Annotated in this window: 17 protein-coding genes and 4 pseudogenes; 10 read left to right on the top strand and 11 right to left on the bottom strand. The window is 66.7% G+C overall.

Features of this window, described 5'->3' with window-relative positions:
* Nucleotides 1-354: 354 nt before the first annotated feature.
* The 5 genes and pseudogenes from CJ179_RS32930 to CJ179_RS32910 form a co-directional block, all read left to right on the top strand.
* A pseudogene (locus tag CJ179_RS32930) lies at nucleotides 355-1,002 on the top strand (IS21 family transposase); the annotation flags it as partial.
* 74 nt (nucleotides 1,003-1,076) lie between these two features.
* Complete coding sequence (locus tag CJ179_RS32925; RefSeq protein WP_011600104.1) at nucleotides 1,077-2,297, top strand: site-specific integrase; 1,221 nt, start codon at nucleotides 1,077-1,079, stop codon at nucleotides 2,295-2,297.
* A gap of 5 nt (nucleotides 2,298-2,302) precedes the next feature.
* Nucleotides 2,303-4,741 (top strand): site-specific integrase, encoded by a 2,439-nt coding sequence (locus CJ179_RS32920; protein ID WP_237724009.1) that lies wholly within the window; start codon nucleotides 2,303-2,305, stop codon nucleotides 4,739-4,741.
* Nucleotides 4,742-4,781: 40 nt separating this feature from the next.
* A pseudogene (locus tag CJ179_RS32915) lies at nucleotides 4,782-5,711 on the top strand (IS21 family transposase); the annotation flags it as partial.
* Between the two features lie 89 nt (nucleotides 5,712-5,800).
* Nucleotides 5,801-6,391 carry an ATP-binding protein gene (locus tag CJ179_RS32910; protein ID WP_095864206.1) on the top strand — a complete coding sequence of 197 codons (591 nt, stop codon included), beginning with the start codon at nucleotides 5,801-5,803 and terminating at the stop codon, nucleotides 6,389-6,391.
* A gap of 542 nt (nucleotides 6,392-6,933) precedes the next feature.
* On the opposite strand, the gene CJ179_RS53040 is transcribed toward CJ179_RS32910, so the two are convergent.
* From CJ179_RS53040 to CJ179_RS54125, 10 genes and pseudogenes are all read right to left on the bottom strand, one after another.
* Nucleotides 6,934-7,212: a hypothetical protein gene (locus CJ179_RS53040; RefSeq protein WP_095864205.1), complete on the bottom strand. Its 279-nt coding sequence runs from the start codon at nucleotides 7,210-7,212 to the stop codon at nucleotides 6,934-6,936.
* A gap of 134 nt (nucleotides 7,213-7,346) precedes the next feature.
* Nucleotides 7,347-8,012 carry a ScbR family autoregulator-binding transcription factor gene (locus CJ179_RS32900; protein ID WP_095864204.1) on the bottom strand — a complete coding sequence of 222 codons (666 nt, stop codon included), beginning with the start codon at nucleotides 8,010-8,012 and terminating at the stop codon, nucleotides 7,347-7,349.
* 425 nt (nucleotides 8,013-8,437) lie between these two features.
* Nucleotides 8,438-9,676 carry an IS110 family transposase gene (locus CJ179_RS32895; RefSeq protein ID WP_095864203.1) on the bottom strand — a complete coding sequence of 413 codons (1,239 nt, stop codon included), beginning with the start codon at nucleotides 9,674-9,676 and terminating at the stop codon, nucleotides 8,438-8,440.
* A 636-nt stretch (nucleotides 9,677-10,312) separates the two neighbouring features.
* The gene (gene ltrA / locus CJ179_RS32890) at nucleotides 10,313-11,578 is read right to left on the bottom strand and encodes a group II intron reverse transcriptase/maturase (protein WP_095864202.1); all 1,266 of its coding nucleotides are present in this window, start codon (nucleotides 11,576-11,578) and stop codon (nucleotides 10,313-10,315) included.
* Between the two features lie 381 nt (nucleotides 11,579-11,959).
* Complete coding sequence (locus tag CJ179_RS51540) at nucleotides 11,960-12,133, bottom strand: hypothetical protein (RefSeq protein WP_179377709.1); 174 nt, start codon at nucleotides 12,131-12,133, stop codon at nucleotides 11,960-11,962.
* A 251-nt stretch (nucleotides 12,134-12,384) separates the two neighbouring features.
* Nucleotides 12,385-13,590, bottom strand: a complete 1,206-nt coding sequence (locus CJ179_RS32885) for an IS4 family transposase (protein ID WP_095864201.1) — start codon at nucleotides 13,588-13,590, stop codon at nucleotides 12,385-12,387.
* 613 nt (nucleotides 13,591-14,203) lie between these two features.
* Nucleotides 14,204-14,484: pseudogene (locus tag CJ179_RS53035) on the bottom strand (hypothetical protein).
* Nucleotides 14,485-14,650: 166 nt separating this feature from the next.
* Nucleotides 14,651-14,791, bottom strand: a complete 141-nt coding sequence (locus CJ179_RS51535; RefSeq protein ID WP_179377708.1) for a hypothetical protein — start codon at nucleotides 14,789-14,791, stop codon at nucleotides 14,651-14,653.
* Between the two features lie 466 nt (nucleotides 14,792-15,257).
* Nucleotides 15,258-15,923 (bottom strand): annotated as a pseudogene (locus CJ179_RS32875) (IS3 family transposase); the annotation flags it as partial.
* A 120-nt stretch (nucleotides 15,924-16,043) separates the two neighbouring features.
* Nucleotides 16,044-16,409 (bottom strand): monooxygenase family protein, encoded by a 366-nt coding sequence (locus CJ179_RS54125; RefSeq protein ID WP_072947482.1) that lies wholly within the window; start codon nucleotides 16,407-16,409, stop codon nucleotides 16,044-16,046.
* 477 nt (nucleotides 16,410-16,886) lie between these two features.
* Here CJ179_RS54125 and CJ179_RS50740 point away from each other — a divergent pair, with 477 nt between their 5' ends.
* Both CJ179_RS50740 and CJ179_RS32870 read left to right on the top strand, forming a co-directional pair.
* Entirely contained in the window at nucleotides 16,887-17,108 is a 222-nt protein-coding gene (locus CJ179_RS50740; RefSeq protein WP_143548936.1) for a hypothetical protein, read from the top strand.
* Nucleotides 17,109-17,600: 492 nt separating this feature from the next.
* Nucleotides 17,601-18,590: a hypothetical protein gene (locus tag CJ179_RS32870; protein ID WP_095864200.1), complete on the top strand. Its 990-nt coding sequence runs from the start codon at nucleotides 17,601-17,603 to the stop codon at nucleotides 18,588-18,590.
* 23 nt (nucleotides 18,591-18,613) lie between these two features.
* Here CJ179_RS32870 and CJ179_RS32865 read toward each other — a convergent pair whose 3' ends face one another.
* On the bottom strand, nucleotides 18,614-18,895 hold the full coding sequence (locus tag CJ179_RS32865) for a DUF1876 domain-containing protein (protein WP_072951674.1): 282 nt from the start codon (nucleotides 18,893-18,895) through the stop codon (nucleotides 18,614-18,616).
* 267 nt (nucleotides 18,896-19,162) lie between these two features.
* Between CJ179_RS32865 and rox the strand changes: the two genes are divergently transcribed.
* The 3 genes from rox (at nucleotide 19,163) to CJ179_RS32850 (ending at nucleotide 21,701) form a co-directional block, all read left to right on the top strand.
* A complete protein-coding gene (gene rox / locus CJ179_RS32860) occupies nucleotides 19,163-20,596 on the top strand; it encodes a rifampin monooxygenase (protein ID WP_095864199.1) in 1,434 nt (477 codons plus the stop codon).
* A gap of 104 nt (nucleotides 20,597-20,700) precedes the next feature.
* Entirely contained in the window at nucleotides 20,701-20,985 is a 285-nt protein-coding gene (locus tag CJ179_RS32855) for a hypothetical protein (RefSeq protein WP_179377707.1), read from the top strand.
* A gap of 68 nt (nucleotides 20,986-21,053) precedes the next feature.
* A complete protein-coding gene (locus tag CJ179_RS32850; RefSeq protein ID WP_072951667.1) occupies nucleotides 21,054-21,701 on the top strand; it encodes a response regulator transcription factor in 648 nt (215 codons plus the stop codon).
* Nucleotides 21,702-21,712 lie beyond the last annotated feature (11 nt).

Here is a 21,712-nt window from a genome sequence, read left to right as displayed (position 1 = left end):
ACCTCCTCTGGCATAACCGGGCCTGAACTTTGCGCAACACCTGCAGCAGGTGGATTCCACATCGAATGGGAAGATCGGCGCGCGACTAACTCCCAAGACCGCGTTATCGAGTGTCGGCGGACATGAAAAACTGCCCATGGGCGGTCACGAAAGCGCCCGGTAGTGGCCACGAAACTGCCCGCTGACGGATACGAGTTTCTGCCCACTGGCGGACACGAAACTGCCCACTCGGGTGTCTCAGCTGTACGACACGTTCGATTTTCTTCCCGATCGCCTCCCCGGATCGGGGCCTCTCCTCGGGTTCGCTCGACGGTGCTACCACGCCGAAACGCGAGTCCTCGAGGAGAGGCCACTGTGAAGTCTGCCAAGGAAGCCATGGAAATTCTTGCCGCCTACGACCTGACGAAGTCGTATCGTGCCGCCGCCGCGTTGGCGGGGTGCTCGCATCACACCGTCGCCCGCCTCGTCGCCGAACGCGACAGCGCCGGTGGGCCGAGCACGCCGCGGGAGAGGAGACCGATGTTGATCGACGAATATCTACCGAAAATCGAAGAGTGGGTGGAACATTCGAAGGGCCGGGTTCGCGCCGACGTCGCCAATGACAAGCTGCTGGTCCTCGGATTCACCGGCACCGAACGCACTACCCGCCGTGCCGTGGCCCGGGTCAAGCGCGCCTACCGGCTCGGACACACCCGGGTGCACAGGCCGTGGATCACCGAACCCGGGCTCTGGTTGCAGTACGACTTCGGTGACGGCCCGGTCGTCGACGGCGCCAAGACGGTGCTGCTGTATGCGTGGCTGGCCTGGTGCCGGCACCGGGTGGTGATCCCGTTGCGGGACCGCACCGCCCCCTCCGTCTACGCGGGCCTGGACCGGATCTTCCGGCAGGTCGGTGGTGTCCCGACGTATCTGCTCACCGACAACGAGAAGATGGTCACCACCGAACACATCGCCTCGGTCGCCGTCCGCAACCCTGGCGTGGTCTCGTTCGCCCGGCACTACCCGTTGACTGAACAACGACACGCGTTTGCCCAGGTTGACGGGCTGGGACGGGATCGCTCGGTAATGTCCGGATTGTGAACGAAGACGAGGAGCGGCCACGGGATCTGGCGGCGCTGGCGGTGCCGTTGGTCGGTTCGCTGGAGGAGACCGGTGACCCGTGGTTGCCGTTCCGACTGATCGATCCGTCCGGGGCGGCGGTGGAGGCGGTGTCGGCCTACTTCCGTGATCTGCAGGCGGCCGACCGATCCGAGGCAACGATCCGCTCCTATGGCATGGATCTGCTGCGGTGGTTCCGGTTCCTGTGGGCGATCGAGGTTTCGTGGAACCGGGCGACGCGGGCCCAGGCCCGCGATTTCTGCCGCTGGATGCTTGTGGCGGGCAAGCCGTCTCGCCCGCATTGGCGCAGACCGCAGGAGGTGCCTGACCCGTCGTCGAGTCGGGATGCTTACGCGCCGTCGGTGCGTGCGCACTCGGAGACGGTGCTGCGCGGATTCTACGAGTTTCACCTGGATGCGGGCAGCGGACCGCTGGTGAATCCGTTCCCGCTGGACCGGTCGCGGCGGGGCCGACGAGCGCACGCCCATCACAATCCGATGGAGCCGCACCGCAACGAGCGGACGGGTAGGTATCGACCGGTGGTGCCCGACCGGATTCCCCGCAGCGTCTCGGACGCGGAGTTCAACGAGATCTTCGCCCGGCTTCCCTCGAACAGGGATCGGGCATTGGTCGCCTTCTACGTTTCCACCGGTGCGCGGGCCTCGGAGCTGTTGTCGGTCACGCAAGGCGGTGTCGACCCCGGCCGGCAGCTGATCACGGTGATCCGCAAGGGCAGCCGGGAGGCGCAGGAGCTGCCGGCGTCCACCGATGCGTTCGTGTGGCTGCGGCTCTACCAGGTGGAGATGGCCGGCCTGACACTCAAGGGGCGGCGGCAGCCGCTGTGGTGGACGTCTCGAACCCCGGTGCGTCCGTTGACTTATCATGCGGTGCACCGCATGTTCGAGCGGGCGGTCGACGCAGCGGGAAGCACGGTCACCTTGCACGCGCTGCGTCACACCGCCGCCTATCGGATGGCCGAGGACCCCGAACTGCCGCTGACCGATGTGCAGTTCGTCCTCGGGCACGCGCTGCTGACGACGACCCAGCGCTATCTGACGCCCCGCAAGCAAGACGTGATCCGGCGGATTCTGGCTCACCACGCGCAGCAGAACCGGAAGGCGGCCGAGCGGGCGGCCCCGCCACCCGCTCCTGGCTATCGGCCGGAGACACTGCAAGTGTTGTTCGGCGGCGCCGGATGACCACCATGAGCGTCGAAGAACCCCGGGATGTTTCGGCTGGGCGGACGGCAGCCGGCCCGTCGGCCCGGCTGCGCCCGTCGGCCCGGCCCCCAGCGGCGGACTGGCCGACGATCCGACAGGATCGTGACGCCGTCTGGGCGCGGCTGACGCGTGCGCCGTTCGCGCCGGACAGGCCCGGCAAGCGACACCCGAACGCCTACAAGACCGGGGTGGGCCTGCTGCTGGACTGGTTGGCAGAGCAGCCGGGCCGAACCTGGCAGGACCGGTGGCGGGCGAGCGGCGCCGACGCCGACGGTCGGTCCTGGCGGCATATCCCGATTGCATGGCTGCGCGATCACGGCCACCCTGCCGGTTGGCTGCACGACTGCTTCTTTCGGGCGCTATATACGGCGGTGGCCGCCGACCTCATCCGGCCGTCGTTGACATGGCTGGTCACCGCCAGCTTCCGGGGCGGATCTCTGGTCAACGTCCTGGCTCAGTGCCGTGATGCTGAGGGGTTCGCGCGGCTGCGAGCGCTATGCTCGGCCGATCCGGACGTGTCCCCGGCGGCGGCGACTCGCACCGCCTACCGCGCCGCACTGATACTCGCCGCCAAGGGCGGCACCCTGGCCGATGTCACCACCGGCGATGTCCTCGAGCTGCTCGAGGCAGAGGCCGACGCCCGCGGAACCTCGGTCGGTGCCACCCACCTGTTCTACCGGACCCTGCGCACTATGGGGGTCTTCGCGGAGAACGCACCGGCGACGCTGAGGGAGCTGCGCACTGCCGGGCAGCGCACGCCGGAGGAGATGATCGACCGCTACGGGCTGGCCTGCCGTCCGATCCGGGATCTGCTGGTCGATTACCTGCGCGAACGCCAGCCTGTTCTGGACTACACCAGCCTGCACTCACTCGCCGGCTATCTCGGTGGCCTGTTCTGGGCCGACCTCGAGCGTCACCATCCGGGCATCGACAGCCTCCACCTGTCCGCGGCGGTCGCCGACGCCTGGAAGCAACGGCTGCGCACCGTCCCCAAGACGATCCGGACACCCGACGGGAAGAAGGTGCAGACCACCGCCGCGCGGATCAACTACCGCGAATGCCTGACCCCGGTCCGAGCGTTCTATCTCGACCTGGCCCACTGGGCCGTCGAGGACCCGGCCCGCTGGGGACCGTGGGTCGCCCCGTGTCCGGTCGGGAGCGAGGAGATCAACAGGCGAAAAGACAAGCGTCACCGCAAGTCCCGCATGGACGCCCGGACCCGGGAGCGGCTGCCCGTCCTGCCGGTCCTGGTCCGCAGCGTTGACCAGCGACGCAAGGACGCCGCGGCGATACTCGACGAGGCCCGCCGAACCCAGCCCGGCGAGGCCTTCACCGCCGCCGGGCAGACGCTGATCCGCCTCGCCCCGACACGCTCGGCGGCCGCCAAGATCTGGGCGCAGGATTCGGCGAACGGCGAACGCCGGGACCTCGGCCGGGAGGAAGAGCACGCGTTCTGGACGTTCGCCGCCGTGGAAGTGCTGCGGGCCACCGGCATCCGCATCGAGGAACTCTCCGAACTGTCCCACCACAGCCTGGTCCAATACCGGCTTCCCACCACCGGAGAGGTGGTGCCGCTGCTGCAGATCGCCCCGTCCAAGACCGACACCGAACGACTGCTGGTGGTCAGCCCCGAACTCGCCGACGTGCTCTCCGCGATCATCTGCCGGGTCCGCGGCACCACCGGCGCGGTCCCGCTCGTCTGCGCCTACGACGACAGGGAACGCGCCTGGTCGCCGCCACTGCCGCTGCTGTTCCAGCGCCGCTACGGCTACGAACACCGAGCGATCAGCGCCAGCACCATTCGTGACATGCTCACCGCGGCTCTCGCCCACACCGGCCTGGACGACCCCACTACCGGTGACCCAATCCGGTTCACTCCCCACGATTTTCGAAGGATGTTCATCACCGACGCCATCCTCAACGGGCTGCCACCACACATCGCCCAGATTATCGCAGGCCACCGCGACATCAACGTCACCCTCGGCTACAAGGCGGTCTATCCCGACGAGGCCATCCAATCCCACCTGGCCTTCCTCGCCCGGCGGCGGGCACTGCGCCCCACCGACGAATACCGCGTCCCCACCGACAAGGAATGGCAGGAATTCCTCGGTCACTTCGAGCGACGCAAGGTCTCCATCGGAACCTGCGGCCGGGCCTTCGGATCGGCGTGCATTCACGAGCACGCCTGCGTCAGATGTTCACTGCTCTGGCCCGATCCCGACCAAAGACCCCGCCTGGCCGAGATCCGCGACAACCTCGCCGCCCGGATCACCGAAGCCAACCGCGAAGGCTGGCTCGGCGAAGTCGAAGGACTCCAAGTCAGCCTCGCCGCCGCCGAAGACAAACTCGCCCAAATCGACAAACGCACCCTCAACACCGGGACCGTCGAACTCGGAAACCCGACCCTCCCCAAGGATTCCTGACTCAGGGCGAGACGGCCAACTAGCCGTCCCCGTCAAGTTCAGAGAATACGGCCTGGTCGTCAAGACCTGCCTGCCCGCCGACCCGGCCACCAAGGGCGGGGTGGAGAACACCGTCAAACTCGCCAAGGCCGACCTGGTGCCCACCGACCACAATCTCGCCGCCCAGTACGACAGTTTCGACGACCTCGAGGCCGCCTGCACGCAGTTCTGCCACCAGGTCAACACCCGCATCCACCGCACCACCCGCCGCATCCCGGCGGAGATGCTCGCCGAAGAACGGCTTCACCTGCACCCGGTCCCGGCCGCCCCGCACACCGCGACCTGGGGTGTGACCCGCACGGTCCCGGACAACACACCGATGGTGTCCTTCGAGAACGGCCAGTACTCGGTGCCGCACACCCTGCGCGGGCAGACGGTGTGGGTCCGCGCGCACGGCGCCGGTGTCTCCGAGCGGATCGTCTTCGTCCACCACGGCGAGGGTGGCCCGGTCGAGGTCGCCCGTCACCGGCGGGCCCGCCCCGGCTCCCCGCAGATCTGCGACGAGCACTTCCCGCCGCCTCCTGCCGGGGTCCTCGACCGTCACCCGATCCCACGGACCGACGCCGAACGCGCCTTCTGCGACATCGGTGCCGGTGCCCGGCTGTGGTTGTGTGAGGCCGCCGAGGCCGGCACCGGGAAGATCCGCGTGAAGATGGGCAACGCGGTCACCCTGGCCAAGCTGCTCGGCGCCGAACGGGTCGACTGGGCGCTCGGACACGCCGCCGCCTACGGCCGCTTCGCCGAAGGCGACCTGATGGCGATCCTCGACGCCCACCCCACCGGCGCCGCCTCGGACACCACCCACCGCGCCGACGAATCGCGGTCCCTGGCCCAGGGCACCGCCGGGTGGGCCCGGTTCGGCGCTGCCCCGATCCTGACCGAACTCGCCGACCCCGACGGCACCGGCGACACCGGCGACACCGAACCCTAACGCCGACCACACGCAGGGCTATCTAAATCCACTGTGCTGCAACAGCATCAGAACGTCATGCAAACACCGACCACAGGAAGGTTGTTCTCGTGAGCACTGCACCACCGTCGGCGCCGCCGTTGCCGGCCGACCTGGAAACACTGCTGCACCGGCTGCGGCTGCCGCACATCCGCCGCGCCGCCCCCGACGTGCTGGCCACCGCCAGCGCCCAACGGTGGGAACCGGCCGAGGTCCTCAAGGCGTTGCTCACCGAGGAGGCCGCCGGGCGGGAACGCTCGGCGCTGGCCACCCGCCGCGCCGCCGCGGCGTTTCCCACCGGCAAGACCTTCGACGCGTGGAAACCGGAACTGTCGTCCATCCCGGCGCCGACCCAGCAGGCGCTACGGACCCTGGAATGGATCGACCGGCGGGAGAACCTCGTGGTCTGCGGCCCGTCCGGCACGGGCAAGACATTCTTCCTCGAGGCCCTCGGCCAACACGCCGTCGAACACGGACGAAAGGTGTTGTGGTTCACCCTCGAAGACCTAGCATTCCTTCGTGTGGGAGCCGATTTCCATCGTCGGCGCGCCCGGACGTGGGCGTTGGCCGCCTGCGAGGCGTGGTCGAGTTCGGCGACCTTGTCGATCGTGACCGCGAGACCCTTCGCCGCCACGAGGCACGGGTCGCTACGTCGGGCGTGAGGCCGCCGCGTTCGGCGTCGCGACACCTTTGGCGAGCAGCCACGCGCCGAGATGCACCTCCCGCTGGGGGCGGACCCTTGTTTCCCCAACTCGACGACACACATAATTCGGCTCTCAAAGTTTCGAGTTACCGAATCGAGATAGGTCAGCATCCAGACCAGCAAATGATCTTGAACTGTCAGACCATCCACGCGGAAAATGACATTCACGGCACTGCCAGTGAGGAACCGACGCGGCGCAGACACGACCGGAAGATCCAAGTACAGCGAGAAGGGTCCGCAGGTAAAGGACGGGCCCCCTCTCTGCCGCCACAGAGCCAGTTCAGTTACTGGCCAGCGTTACTAGCCGCTGAGCGACCCAGCAGAACCCGAGAAGAAATCGAGAACGCCGAGAAGAGTGGAGACGTTCGAGAAAAAGTCGGCCAAGAAAGCGAGGTCCATCGTTGCAACTCCAGTTCGATTGTTCAGAGAATCGTGACACACAGCACACGATGTGAATATTTATACCGGCCAGATAACAATTCCGCAACGACAAATTTGCGGTCAACCAGCAAGAGTGAAATCTGGCCCCGCACCGAGAAGAGGGCACATCGCAGTCCGGGTCCGCGATGGGGTGGTGGAACTCGGATCGATGGTCAAGACCTCGGTGTCGGCAAAGACCAGCCGCCCATCATCGACCGCGACCGCCCACCGATGCACCGGCGCCCACTGGTGACCACCACCCCCGGTCCGGCTCACTGCCGCGTTGTCCTCGATGATCTCCCCGATGACATCGGCCGCGGCGCTCCCGCGGACCAGCACCCGGCACCCGGCACCCGGCACGCTAGCGGACCTGCACGAACACCGGCCCCGGCGATCATCCCATCGTTGTTCCGATCGCGTCGCCGGCGGAGTGCGGATGGCGCACTTATCGGTCTGCAGCAAGCATGCGCGATCGTCCCGGTAGGTTGAGCGCACTAATCCTTACGGTCGGGCGGTCCGGTGACGGGAACGTCGGTGCGGGCCGCCCGGATCCGCATCATGCCGGAGTGCCGGGTGGTCGGCATAATCCCCGGCAGCAGGAACCCCCACATCTCGTCGACCCGCTGCTCGAGATCCACGCGATGGGTCAGAACCTGGGACACGGTCTGGACCCCGGTGAACGCGCCGATGACGAACCGCGCGAACGTCGGCGGGTCGATGGTCTCGACAAGATCGCCCTCGGCGACCGCACGGGCCGCCAACCCTTGACAGGCGGCGATCCAATCCAGATACGGGCCCGCGGGGCCACGGTCGTCGGCGCTGAGCTCGAGGGTGATGCGGATCCCGGCCCGCACAATCGGGTCCTGCACGATCTGCCGGGCCATCTCATGACACAGCATCACGATCTGCTCGATCGCCGACGCCTCCTGCGCGGCGATCGCCTGCACCGCGGAGATCGAGATCCGGTGCTGCTCGGCGATGATGTGCCGGGCCAAATCCTTCTTGGACCGGAAATGAAAATACAACGCCCCCTTCGTCATGCCCGCCGCCTCGAGGATCTCGACGAGACTGGCACCCTCGAACCCGGACCTGTCGAACATTTCCGCCGCCCCGCGGACGATCTGCGCGCGGGTCACCGCCGCCCGTTGCTGTTGAACCATCTACCGCACCTTCCGTGCCATTCGCCACTGCAGCCCGGTACCTTTCGCTCGCACCCCTGCAGCCTGCGCGACGCTACCACCGGCACCGGTGCGCCTCACCTCAGGAAAAACCCGCGTCCACACGCGCGGGCGCCGACACCGGCTCACACGAAAACAGACCACCGGGGCGCTTTTTCGGTGAACTCCGCCCGCCCTCTCGGGGCGTCGCAGCTCCCACGTGTCGTCATCGGTGGTCGCGGCACTGCCCGGCGATCTCGTCAACTCCCCACCGACGTATCCCCGGGCAAGAGCAGATCCGCCCACCGGCACTGCGGCCCAAGGACACACACACCAACGCCAACCCGGAATCGGACAACGTCTGCCACAGCTGCTCACCCACAGGCGACCCCATACCACACCCTCTGTGTCAACCTCAGCGCCTGAATTCAGGCCGCTTCGACGGTGTCACGGTGTCGTTGCGCGCCGGCATGCAGAGCTGAGTCGTAAGGCGTGCCGCTTTGCCAGCAGCGCCAGATGACGCGGACCCAGGCGCGAGCGAGGATCCGCACCGCATGCGGGTGGTCCTTGCCGGACGCGCGGGCACGGCGGTAGATCTCGGCGGCCCAATCGCTTTGGTGGCGACTGTTGTCGGCGAAGGTCGTCAGTGCGACACGGAAGCGTTTGTTGCAGGCCCAGCGGAAACCGACGCCGCGGTGTTTGCCGGAAGCGCGGGTGACCGGCACCAATCCGGCGAGCGCGGCGACGGCCTCGGGACCGTCGTAGGCGTCGCGGGCGTCGCCCCACTCAGCGAGGATCTGGGCGGCGTTGACGACCCCGGCGCGGGGCAGCGACGCGAACACCTGCCCGTCGGGATGGTCGGTCAGGTGCGCGGCCACGGACCGGTCGAGGTCTCTGATCGCCGTGTTGAGCGCGGTCAACACCCGGATGTGTGCGGTCACCGCGTCGCGCAGCGCCTCGGTCTGTGCCGGGCCGGTGATGCCGGCCGGAGCGGCCCGCAGCCGCTCGAGCAACTCCTCGGGGCTGCGCCGTCCGCTGTAGCGGTGCTTGGTGCAGAATGCGGCCATCCGCTTGACGCCGAGGTGCGCCGCCGAGGCCGGGGTCGGGTACCGGGTCAAGAAGGCCAGGCTGCTCTGGGAGGCGACGTCGGAGAAGACCTCTTTGGCGCCGGGCCATTGTGCATCGAGCAACGCGGCGAGCTGGTTACTCGCGGCCACCCGCGCCTCGACCAGATCGGTGCGGGTCCGCGAGACCGTGCGCACCGCCCTCGTGTCGTCGCTGTAGGGCACCGCCGGACGCAGCCGATGTGCCCGCAAGCGCAGGTACTCCGCGATCACCTCCGCGTCGCCGGCGTCGGACTTCGCCCCGGAGATGACCTCGCCCTCGCGCCAGGCCTTGATCGCGTTCGGCTTGACCGGCACCATCGGGTGCCCTGCCTCCAACAGCGCGTCGACCAGCCGACCGTCCGGCCGCTCGATCGCGATCGGCACCGACTCTGGGTCATCGGCGAGCCGGGCCAGTCGAGCCGCCAACCGCGCGAACCCTGCCGCGGTGTGCTCGACGGTGAACGCGGCGACCCCACGTCCCGCGGCGTCCAGGATGCAAACCGCGTGTGTCTTTGCAGCCCAATCGATCCCGACAAAGAACATCGCTTCGGTCAATGCCATACAACCATCCTTCCTACCTCGCCTCCTGGGCAGGGTCATCGGGTGAAGGGACCGGCCGCCGAGTGGTCACTCACCGGCGCTTTGCCAGCGGCATCCCTCTGTCGTCGGTCAGCGGGTCCCGAGGGAGCCGGGGGCGGCTGTGTGATATTGGCCCTCGAAGGGCGACCAAACAGGGCCGTCACCCCGACTCCAACCTCCTCCCTACCACGGACGGCGTCTGCTGTCCGTGACAGGAAGGGTGCACGAGTGACCCATTCAACCGCACCACACCGCACCACACCGCACTGACACGAGGTCCATACCAACCAGTCCGACCTCAAACACCCGCACCCACCACCGGGCGCCGTGCACCACACGCCGACCATCTCTCTACGTCCGGACGAGCGGAGTTCGGGGATCGCTGCCGGCCAAATCGATCGGTCAGGCACCAAATCCGCCCCGTTAGAACCAACGCCCACACTTGAATGCGTCATTTCGAATCGGCGATTCTGCGCCGACGGCCGCCAGCCGTGTATCGGACAACCCGAGAAATCTATGTGGCGTGGATCACACTTAGGCCGCCGGGTGGCCCGGGGGAATCTCACCCCCGGGCTCCCACAGAACCGTGCTTAACAGTCTCCCGTTACACGGCTCGTCTCATCTGATCCGTTCGAACTCGGTCATCCATGCCCAGTGAGCGAACAGTCGGGGTTGCCGTTTCAGCAGCCCGTTCCACCACCGTAGAGCCCGTTTGAACGACCTCAACCGTTTGAACTTCCGTCGCGCCCATCGCACCAGGTAGGTGTTGATACGTCGCAGCAGAGGATAGAGCGCGGTCCGGTAGAACTTGCCGTAGTAGGTCATCCACCCACGAACGATGGGGTTGATCCACCCGGCCAGTTCCGCCAGATCCGTCGTGTTGCGCAGGTGTATGCGCCAGTCCCGGATCGTGTCGCCCATCTTCTTGAGCGCGTCCCGACTGACCGCGGGGAGGAACGCATTGAACGCGCTCGTCCCGTCCCTGGTCGGGGCTTGTCTGACACGGAACGTGTACCCCAGAAACGTGAACGACGTGTTCTCACACTCTCCACGCCGATTACGATCCTTGCAATACACAATTTTGGTCTTGGCCGGATGCAGCCGCAACCCGACCTCCTCCATCCGCATCTCCAATGCGGACAACACCTTCCGAGCCTGATACTCACTCACACAATGCACAACAGCATCATCGGCATAACGCTCGAATTCCACCGTCGGGAACTCTCGAGTCAGCCACGAATCGAACGCGTAATGCATGAACAGATTCGCCAACACCGGCGACACCGCAGAACCCTGCGGCGTTCCCCGATCCCGGTCCACCATGACCCCGGCGGTAAGAATAGGCGCGGCCAACCAGCGCTTCACATACAGCATAATCCAGCGCTGCTCGTGAGTCGTATTGACCTCCACAGCCTTGACCATGAGGTCGTGGTCAACTGAATCGAAGAACTTTTCGACATCGAGGTCGATGACCCAGCTCTTGCTCCAGCACCGCTCCCGACATGCCGCCACCGCGTCCAACGCGCCACGCTTGGGTCGATACCCATAGGAGTCATCGTGAAAGATCGCCTCCGTCCGAGGTTCCAACGCCAGCGCGGCCACCGTCTGCGCCACCCGATCCGCCACAGTAGGAACCCCTAAAATCCGGGTCCCACCAGCAGATTTGGGTATCTCAACCGCCCGCACCGGAGGCGGAAAGTACGTCCCGGACGACATCCGATTCCAAATCTTGTAGAGATTGTTCCCCACATCGGCATCGAAATCGTCGATGGACTGCCCATCCACTCCGGCGGCACCCTTGTTCGCCTTGACCCGCTCCCACGCCCGCCACACCAAACGCTTCGGTATGTCGAACGGTTTCCTGTTTGGACCTGTCTGATCCACACGTCTCCTCCCAAAGCTCGCGCTCCGGTTGCTCGATGAACTTCGACGAGATGAGCCGGCCCCTTCGCTCCACCCCCATTACAGGGACTTCAACGCTCCTACGGGCCGGTCCGCCGGCGCGCGCCGCCCCGGTACTCAGCACCTCCGGTTTCAGCCGTTCGGTGCGCTCCCTCTCGCCCCACCCGCCGGGGAACCCGACATCGGGGCAGTATCGACACGCGCCTTCCCCAGTTCCACACAGCAGCCGCAGACCGGGCTCACGCCACCTGCACGCCGGACACCACCTGGCCAATACTCGGGCACCCGCCAGACTCATCCCGGGATTGTATTGAGACCCCGGTTTCGATGCCGTTTCCTAAATCTCGACGCTTCAGCAGTGGTTCACTCGCGTTCGTCTTCCCGGTCCCCACCTGACGACTCACCGGCCGCCTTTTCCTCGACGCTCACCACGACGGTCTTCAGCCAACGCAGCTCGAGGTGGTTTGACGCCATCCCCCGAAGGACGACGCCGAAGGGCCACAAAACCTTCATCTCCTGTGCAGCATTACTTTTCACGAGTCGCTCCTACCGATACGACTCCTTTCCGTGGTCTGGGCGCAACAATACCGTTCAGTTAGTGAACAAGGATGGTGCATTTCGGCGGCTGGGTGGGTTGTGGATGGTGTTGATGGTGTGCGCGTTTGGCTGCCCACTTGAGGACTTTGCGTTTGACGACCCGGGGGTTGGCGCGGTGGCGGCGTGCGGGGTTGATTCGGCGCAATAGTTTGTCGATGCCGTGGTTCCACAATCTCGTGGCAGCGTTGTGGTTATGAGGGGGAAAAAGAGCTGTGGGACAGGGATCGTCGGGCGATCCGCAAGGCGGCGACGAAGGAGACCCGGTCGGGGTCGTGACCGCCGGCGGTCGCGGCATCGAGCATGAGCGTGCGGATGGCGTAGTGGCAGCACAGGTGCCCCCAGATTTCCTGCTGCACCAATGGTGGGGATTTCGACCGCAGCACGGCGCGTGGTCCGCGCTGATGGGTTTTCAGTTCGTCGAGGGTGTTCTCGATTTCCCAGCGTTGGGCGTAGGCGAGGGCCAACTCTTCGGCAGGTGCATCGGAGGGGTCGAGGATCGTGGTCAGCAGCCGGTACTGCTCGGGGTTCTCCCGCCCGTCGTCGAGGGTGTAGTCGATGACGCGCACCGTGAGCGGTGTTCGTTGCCGCCGATTCTTTCCGGAGGTGGGGATGATCTGCGCCAGCCAGGATCCGTCGTCGAGGGTCTCGAGGTGCCGAGGCGAGAGGGTCGATTTGACCCTCCACAGCAGGTCGGCGCCGGTGGCGGCGGCCCGGGTCCACATGTCGAATCCGTACAGGCCGCGGTCGGCGAGCAGCAGCATCCCGGGTTCGAGGGTGTCCATCAGATCGTGCGCCAGCTCCCGCTCGGAGGTGCGGCACGATCCGATCGCGGCGTCGAAGACCGCGTGGGTGCCGCACTCGGCGACCGCCACCAACCGCGCCTGCGGGAACGCGGACTGCTCGCCGCGACTCGATCCCGGCCGCCCGAAATGCTCGGCGTTGGCCGGGGTGTCGGGCAGGTCGAGGCAGGTCCCGTCGAGGGCCACCAACCGGCGCCCGGCGAGCCAGGATCCTGGTGTACCCGTGTCGGCGAGAGGTCGTGCGACACGGCGGAACAGCTCCCGCACCGGTTCGTATCCCAGACGTGAACGGGCCTGAAATATGGCCGATTTCGTCGGCGACGACCAGGACTGTGACCATCCCGACGACCACGACAAACCGTCGGTGAGCTGCTCGAAGACCTCCTCGTAGGAGCCTTGCGAATTCAATGCCATGCCGATCGAGAAGTACGCCGTCACGCGAGCGGTCAACGTGCGACTTCGCTGCTCCCTGCGACCGCATTCCGCGATCACCTCATCGACCAAGGACGCGGGAAACACCCTGGTCAGCAACCCCACCGACACCACATCCGACAACCGCCGATCCGAGACCGGCTTCACCCATCCACTCCGAGGCACACCTCATCGTATCGCAACCATCACTAACTGAACGGTATTGCACTTAGGCCACCGGGACAGACGGCGGATCTACCATTTCCTCGCACCGGAACACGAAGCAGCAGGTGAACAAACGGATACCGCGGCCGCCAAACCCCCACTGGCTAGCAGGGATTGATGCACTGCGCCGCCGAAAACGTCCCTTGCCGCCAGACGATATGCCTTCCTGTAGATCCGGTCGAAAACCTCACACCCAGCAAACGTCCGAGGAGACATCAGCGACGCCAATCATCCAGGTACACCGACGCGGAACCCCCGCCGCTCCAACGGAGCGGGTCGCCTCACGGACGCACACTGCGTGACGAGCGCGGTCAGGATTGATGCGGCGGGTACCTGTTACATGTCCCGGCGAGGCCCGGTCGGAGCGGACGATACTCCGACCGGGTCGCTTCGGCTCACCTGGATGCCATCGCATCTCGGGCGACCACTGATGCGCGTATACCATTGGGGCCGAAATAGTTTCATGTTCCGGTGATTACTCTATCCGCGCGGGGGCAATTTCGTTTGTGCAGCCGGCCCCCGGCGGCAGGTGCGAACCGCCAAAATTGCACACTTTCGGCACATGCCGTCACCGTCACCCGACACAGATCAGTACACCCACGACCGCTACTGCGACCAGCGAGTCGCCGCCGCAGATCAGCACGCTCGGGTTGCCAACTGCCGCCACCGATCACACCGCACATTTACATCCGCAACAGCGACCGCGCCCACCGGATTCGGATACGATGCCCGGGACTCCGCAGGGCGGCGGACCTTCGCGTCCGCTCGTGCCGCCACACCAAACGAGACGGGCACCACCAGAAGCGCCACCACCAGCAGACCAACCATGAGAGCTACGCCCGTCCCGAACAACATCGCCCCTTCCCCAGCATCAGGGCCCGTCACGGGTATCGCGCGCTGATTTGCCGGCCACGCTGAGCCACGGGCAGAACCACGCCCCTGTCGCTCTATCGCCGAACTGCCACCACGTGTTTCACTCTGCAACGCCAGGCGCCGGCGCAGGACCACAGACGCCGCGGGCCTACACGCCGGGCATCGGGAACTTCCACACAGCCACCACAACGACGCCCATGATCAGACCGGCGTACAGAACAGTGCCAACCACACCGACCCGCAACGTATTCAGCACACTTGCACCCATGCTCTCGGTATTTCGTGCCATGACAACTCTTCTCTCACGTGCAGATATTCTCGATTGCCACGTCGACGGCGGCGTACCAGCTACCTTGGACCGACGTCGACACCTGCACATCGGCCGAACTACGTACACCCATACCCGAAATCGGGTCCGAAGGATTGGGTCTGGGCACAGCACAAGACCACTCGAGATCCCACTTACTGGTCGGTTATTGAGTGATGCGAAAATAGTGCAATGGCGTGGATCACACTCTCTGGACTTCCAGGCTCCGGCTCACGAAGATCAGTGATGCGCTGCTCGTTACGACGTTCAGGTTGTCCGTGTAGCGCCCCTGCCAGCTGATGTACATCGTTGGCGGGGGCTGCGCTTGGCCGCTAAACCACACATAAACCGGTGCCGCCGCCCCATGGGCCCTTCGACGTGGCACCCTCGGCTGACGTGTCACCCACGAAGCGAGTCACTCCTCCCCCATCCCCTTCGCCTCCTTCTGTGCACGCTGGTCCGCGATGGTCGTGCGCTTGGTGCGGCGCAGGTGCCGGCCGACGACGTGGTTGATCCGCGTCAGCCGGGTCACCCGCTTGCGGTTGATCCTGCGTCCGCGGGACCGGAGTTCGGCCTGCGCGCGCGGGGCCGCCGTAGGCGCTGCGGTGCTCGGCATGGATCGCGCGGATCTCGGCGACCGTCGTGGCCTCCTCGGCCTGGCGCTCGACCCGGGCCGGCTCGGTGGCCGGGTGCTTGTAGTAGCCGGAGCGGGAGGTCCCGAGCACCCGGCACAGCCGCTGCACGCCGAACTTGGCGCGATGAGCGGAGATGAAGTCCCAGCGGCGGGTCTTCACTTCACCTCCTTGGCGAAATACGCTGCTGCCCGACGCAGAATCTCGCGTTCGAGCTGCCATTCCTTCTCCGCACCGCGCAGCCGAGCATTCTCCGCGCGCAGCCGCGCGAGCTCGTCCGCCTCGGTCCCGTCGGCGCCGGTACTGCGGTCCTGCGACCGCCCGTTCCGGGCGGTGTCCTTACGGACCCACGTCCGTAGCGTCTCGCCGCTGATGCCCACATCCGCGGCCACCGCCGCGTACGTGCGTTTGCCGTCGGCCGCGCGGTACAGCGCGACCGCGTCTTTCCGGAATTCCTCCGTGTACAGAGACTGGCGTCCCACCTCGACATCCCTCCTGGCTCTCCTGGAACCATTGTCCGGGGTGTCCACTCCCAGGGGCCACCTCAGACTGCCCGCGATGGCATCTTCCGTCGTGCCGACCTCCACGGTCCGCCGCAGTTCTTACCGAGCGGGGTCAACAACCCCTCGAACGGTGTCCGGTAGCGCGGTGTCAGGATGGTGGCTTGGCTCGGTGGCAGTGCGTCCGATCCGGACGGCGGCCAAGTCATGTCGCGAAGCGGGTCGGGTCTTCGAACGAACGCCAGTACTGCACGATGATCGGCGACGGCAAAAGGGCCTGCTCGTATCCCAACAACCCGTTCTCCGGGTGGGCAAGTATGTCAGTATCTTCGGCATCGCGGCGAAGACCGGCCACCAGGTCCGGAACTTCCAGGGCTTGTTGATTCGCGCTCCGATCAGATACACGACAATCTCGTCGCCGAGGACGGAAACGTCGGCCGTGAAGCGGCCGCGGTGGATGTCGGCCATGGGCGGTACCTCCTGCGGGTGCGAGCGACATGGTCGGTCGCGGGTGCGTTGCCGGTTCGGGATCGTCTCCGCCCGCGTTGTGTCGCGAAGCGATCGGGTGTTCCCCGCCATCCCGAGGTCCCGGCGACGGAAAGGGGGCTCCCACGGTTCAGGCCGTGGTGGGGCATGTGCCCTCCGGTGAATGCGTGGACCCGAGCTGAGAGTGGGCTGCTTCCGTCCGGTCCTGTAGTGAGTATGCGACGGCAGACCGTGGTCCCGATATCCCCCCGAGTGTGGGATGGTTTCCGGCCCGGCCCAAGGCTGACACTGGCGGTAATCACCAGTCATGCCGACACGGGCGCGACGGGCACGGCAATCGCAGTCACGCCGGTGCCGCAGCGCCGCGCCGGCCCGGAATCGCTCACGCCGACACGGCAAGGGCCAAGCGCATCTCGGCGTGTCGCATCCGACACCAACCTCGGAAGAAGGGGCCAGAACATGCGAGATCACCGTTTGCGCCGCGCCGTGGGACTGATACTCGCGGTCTGTGTGACCGTGGCCGGGTGCAGCGCCGCCGCCGCCGGACCGGAGGGCAGCCGCACATATTTCGAGTCGGCTGCGCGCGTCGGCGAGGGGGCGATGCGGACGTTCGACAACAAAGCACGAGTGGGTATGACGTGGCAGGCACGCCAGAGAGTACTGCTGACTTCACCAGCGTAAATGTCACACTGCCGACCATCGGCAAAGGTGGCGTCCTATCGCCGCAGTTCAGAGACCCGGATTTGGCTCGCCCCTCTACACCCAGTCGGTCCTGCGCCCGCCGGCATCCACGGCCGTCGCCCCTCGATCTCGTACCCGCCGGTTCGGTGCGTCGTTGTCGAACGTCGCGGCGCAATGCGTTCGTTCGCGCGTGCTGAATAATATTCACGCCACCGGATGTGCCGCGCCGGGCCGGTGAGGCCACTTCGGCGTCGACCCCGGAGTGGCCCGGACACCCGCCGTTTCCGAATGAACGTTCAGTGTCCCCCGCCCCGGCCATGACCTCATGTTTCGTCACTCTGACGTAATAGGGTGCCCGACCCGCACGTGAATCGTCGCCCGGGCGGTGACCATCGGCCCTTATCTCGCGCCGATGGACGGCGAACACTGGGATACAGGCACCGGCGTTCCGCGCCGGGTGGGGGCGGAACGCGATTCACCGAGGAGGCGATCGTGAACAGCACCATTCCCGACGAGAACGTTGTTCGCATTGCCGTGGACCTTGCCTGCCGGGCGCCGTCGGTACACAACAGCCAGCCGTGGCAGTGGACGTACGCCGACGGCCAACTCGACCTCTACACCGAACACGGCCGCGTCCTGGCGTCGACCGACCCGACGGGCCGGCAGTTGGTCGTCAGTTGTGGTGCGGCGCTGAATCATCTTCAGACGGCGCTGACCGCACTCAGATGGGCGGCGGACGTCCAGCGTGTCCCGGACGGGCCCCGATCCGGTCACCTGGCGACGATTCGGTTCCGTCACGACGCCCGGCCGCAGTCGCACGACTTCGATCTGCTCGCGGCGATCCGGCACCGGCACTCCGACCGCAGGCCCTTCGGTCCCGTCAGCTTGAAGACGCCGCTGCCCGCCGCGTTGGACGACGTGGTGCGCCGTCAGGACGTCCACCTGACCGTGCTGAGGCAGGAGGCGCGTCCGGCACTCGCGAGGGCAACCGAAACGACCGCGGCCGCGAGGAAATACGACTCCGCCTATCAGGCCGAGCTGCACTGGTGGGCCGGTCATTCCACCGCGCAGGGCGGAATCCCCGCCGAGGCGCTGGCCACCGCGGACAACCGGGACCGCGTCGACATCGGGCGCCGCTTCCCCGCCGGCCGGGACGCCGGCGCGACCACGGAGACGGACCGCTCGACGGTGCTGGTGTTGAGCACCGCCACCGACGGTCGCGGTGAGTGGCTCCGCGCCGGTGAGGCCCTGTCCGCGGTGCTGCTGGAGGCCACCGTCGGCGGATTGTCGACGTGTCCGCTGACCCACATGACCGAACTCCGCCAGGGCCGGGAGATCATCCGCGAACTGCTTCCCGACCGCGGGTTCCCGCAGGCGCTGATCAGGGTGGGCACCACCGAGAAGAAGTCGGCGCCGCGGCAGACTCCGAGACGGCCGGTCGAATCGGTCTTCTCGGTCGGCCGGCGTCGTATCCCCCGCTGACGGGTTCGCGTCGGCGAGGGCAATTATCCGGTGAGATGGACGCGGCTGTGCGTGGCCGTCTCCACGTCGGCCGCGGTGGCCTCGATCAGTTGGTGGGCGAGGTCGGACAACGCGCGTGCGGTGGCCAGTTCCTCTCCGATCTCGGGGATTTCGGTGTCGTCCGGGTTTCGGCGGGCGAGTCCGGACCCGACGAACGTGCGGGTGTCGCGGGTGCGGAGCCGGGCCTGTGCGCGGGTTCTGGAGCCGCCTTCGTCCGAGTCGTGTTCGTCGATGACGATCTCCACCAACCATGTCGTCTCGTTCATGTCCGGTGGCCTCCGTTCGGTGTGAGTGCGGGACCGAGGTGGTCCTATTACCCAGTGTCCTACGGTGCCGGCGATCAATGAACCGTGAGAATGACGGAACGGCATAGGAAAGGGCAGGGAGTCGTCCGCTCCGTGCCCCTTTCAACGTATAGCGCACCGGGGGCCTTGCGGCAAGACCCTGGTCGTGCCGCAGAATCTCCCGTCGAAGCCAGAACCTGCAGAAAGCGCAGCAGCTGGCCGAACGCAACCGTGTCGAATGGGGTTTTCATGATCGACGTGATCGTTGCCGGCGGCGGACCGACCGGCTTGATGCTCGCCGCCGAGTTGCGGCTGCACGGCGTGGACGTGCTCATGCTGGACAGGGAACCGGAGCCGACGAAAGTGGTCCGCTCGCTCGGCCTGCACGTGCGCAGCATCGAACTGATGGATCAGCGCGGCCTCCTGGACCGCTTCCTCGCGGAGGGCACACGATACGAGGTCGGTGGCTTCTTCGCCGGCATCGACACACCGTGGCCCGACCGGATGGACACCGCACACGGGTACGTCCTCGGCATCCCACAGACCGTCACCGAGCGCCTGCTGGCCGAGCACGCCACAGAACTCGGTGTCGAGATCCGGCGCGGCTGTGAACTGGTCGGGCTGAGTCAGGACGAGGACGGGGTGAGCGTCGAACTGGCAGCGGCGGGAGACACCCGGTTGCGCGCCCGGTATCTCGTCGGCTGCGACGGCGGCCGCAGCACGGTCCGCAAGCTGCTCGGCGTCGGCTTCCCCGGCGAGCCGTCGAGGGTCGAGACGCTGCTGGCGGAGGTGGAGCTGACGGCGCCGCCGGAGGAACTGGCCGCCGTGGTGGCCGAGGTCCGCAAGACGCAGAAGCGGTTCGGCGCCATGCCCCTCGGGGACGGGGTGTACCGCCTGGTCGCGCCCGCCGACGGGGTCGCCGAGGACCGGATGGTCCCGCCGACCCTGGACGAACTCAAGCGGCAGGTGCGGGCTCTCGCAGGCACCGACTTCGGCGCGCACTCGGCGCGCTGGCTGTCCCGCTTCGGCGACGCCACCCGGCTGGCGGACCGCTACCGGACCGGACGTGTGCTGCTGGCCGGCGACGCGGCGCACATCCACCCGCCGACCGGTGGGCAGGGCCTCAACCTCGGCCTCCAGGACGCGTTCAACCTCGGATGGAAACTGGCCGCCCAGATCGGCGGCTGGGCCCCGGGCGGGCTGCTGGACAGCTACCAGACCGAACGGCGCCCGGTGGCCGCCGACGTGCTGGACAACACCCGCGCGCAGATGGAGTTGATGTCCACCGAGCCGGGTCCCCAGGCGGTGCGCAGGCTGCTGTCGGAGCTGATGGACTTCGAGGAGGTGAACCGGTATCTGATCGAGAAGATCACCGCGGTCGGCGTCCGCTACGACTTCGGCGCCGGCCACGCACTGCTCGGCCGACGGATGCGGGACGTCGCACTGAAACGCGGTCGCCTGTACGGGCTGATGCACGACGGCCGCGGACTGCTGCTCGACCAGACGGGCAGGCTGTCCGTGGCGGGCTGGGCGGATCGGATCGACCACGTCGTCGACGTCAGCGAAGAACTGGACGTGCCCGCGGCGTTGCTGCGTCCGGACGGTCACGTGGCGTGGGTCGGTGACGATCAGCGGGATCTGCTCGAGGTGCTGCCCACGTGGTTCGGCGCCGCCGACGCCTGAGGACGGACGTGTGACCTTCGGCCCTGTCATTGTGCTCGCCGTTATCGCACCGTTGTACGAGGGCCGGCGCACGACATCGGAGCCGGCGAAGGAACGAGGACACCATGTTCGAACACTCCACCGCATCGCCGCGCGAGGATCGTCACCGGCGGGAGGACGAGCCCGGCGAGTTCCTGTACGTGCATCCCGCGGGGTTCGCGCTTGCGGTGGTGGCGGGAGCGGTGACCGCGGGCCTGATGGTCCTGCTCGGTGCCTGGCTCGCGACTCCCCTCGTCGGAGTCGGCGCCGCGGCGACGCTCGTCGCGACCGTGGGGTTGGCGGCGGCGATGTTGATGCCGCACCGGCCGCGGCGTCGCGGATCCGGGCCGTTTCGTCCGGCCGCGCGCTGACCGGCCCGGTGCTCACCGGCGTAATCTGAATTCTCCGAGGGTGACGCGGCCAGGTCTGGAGGGTGCCCATGATCAGGGTTTTCCTGGTGGACGACCATGAGGTCGTCCGGCGAGGGATCGCGGATCTCCTCACCTCCGATCCCGCTCTGACGGTGGTCGGTGAGGCCGCCTCCTACGCGCAGGCGATGGCGCGGGTGCCTGCCCTGAAACCGGATGTCGCCGTCCTGGACGTGCGTTTGCCCGACGGCAACGGAATCGAGCTGTGCCGGGAACTGCACTCGCTGATGCCGGAGTTGCATTGCCTCATCCTGACGTCGTTCACGGACGAGCAGGCGATGCTCGACGCGATTCTCGCCGGGGCCAGCGGATACGTCGTGAAGGACATCCGGGGCATGGAGCTGGCTCAGGCAGTCCACGACGTGGGGGCGGGCAAATCGCTGCTCGACAGTCGTGCCGCCGGCGTTCTGATGGACAAGGTGCGTGCGGACGCCGATGGGAAGGACGGCATCTTCGCGCACCTGACCAATCAGGAGCGGACCTTGCTCGCCCTGCTCGGTGAGGGGCTCACCAACCGGCAGATCGCCGCACGCATGTTCCTCGCGGAGAAGACCGTCAAGAATTACGTGTCCCGGCTGCTGACCAAACTGGGTGTGGAGCGAAGGACGCAGGCGGCGGTGCTGGCCACGAAGTTGCCGTCGAAACCGCCCGGCACCTGACGGGACCTATG

The organism is Rhodococcus sp. ACS1, assembly GCF_002300155.1.
GTDB lineage: Bacteria > Actinomycetota > Actinomycetes > Mycobacteriales > Mycobacteriaceae > Rhodococcus_F > Rhodococcus_F koreensis.
The sequence above is the reverse complement of the archived record's forward strand: the minus strand, read 5'-3'. Positions and strand labels throughout refer to the sequence as shown.

What these genes read in the sequence shown, in the direction of transcription:
- CJ179_RS32850 (WP_072951667.1), top strand. Translation starts at nt 21,054, where the DNA reads ATGATCAGGGTTTTCCTGGTGGACGACCATGAGGTCGTCCGGCGAGGG.
- CJ179_RS51535 (WP_179377708.1), bottom strand. Translation starts at nt 14,791, where the DNA reads ATGGCACGAAATACCGAGAGCATGGGTGCAAGTGTGCTGAATACGTTG.
- CJ179_RS32900 (WP_095864204.1), bottom strand. Translation starts at nt 8,012, where the DNA reads ATGGTTCAACAGCAACGGGCGGCGGTGACCCGCGCGCAGATCGTCCGC.
- CJ179_RS32920 (WP_237724009.1), top strand. Translation starts at nt 2,303, where the DNA reads ATGAGCGTCGAAGAACCCCGGGATGTTTCGGCTGGGCGGACGGCAGCC.
- CJ179_RS32895 (WP_095864203.1), bottom strand. Translation starts at nt 9,676, where the DNA reads ATGGCATTGACCGAAGCGATGTTCTTTGTCGGGATCGATTGGGCTGCA.
- CJ179_RS32855 (WP_179377707.1), top strand. Translation starts at nt 20,701, where the DNA reads ATGTTCGAACACTCCACCGCATCGCCGCGCGAGGATCGTCACCGGCGG.
- CJ179_RS32865 (WP_072951674.1), bottom strand. Translation starts at nt 18,895, where the DNA reads ATGAACGAGACGACATGGTTGGTGGAGATCGTCATCGACGAACACGAC.
- CJ179_RS50740 (WP_143548936.1), top strand. Translation starts at nt 16,887, where the DNA reads ATGCGAGATCACCGTTTGCGCCGCGCCGTGGGACTGATACTCGCGGTC.
- rox (WP_095864199.1), top strand. Translation starts at nt 19,163, where the DNA reads ATGATCGACGTGATCGTTGCCGGCGGCGGACCGACCGGCTTGATGCTC.
- CJ179_RS54125 (WP_072947482.1), bottom strand. Translation starts at nt 16,409, where the DNA reads ATGGCCGACATCCACCGCGGCCGCTTCACGGCCGACGTTTCCGTCCTC.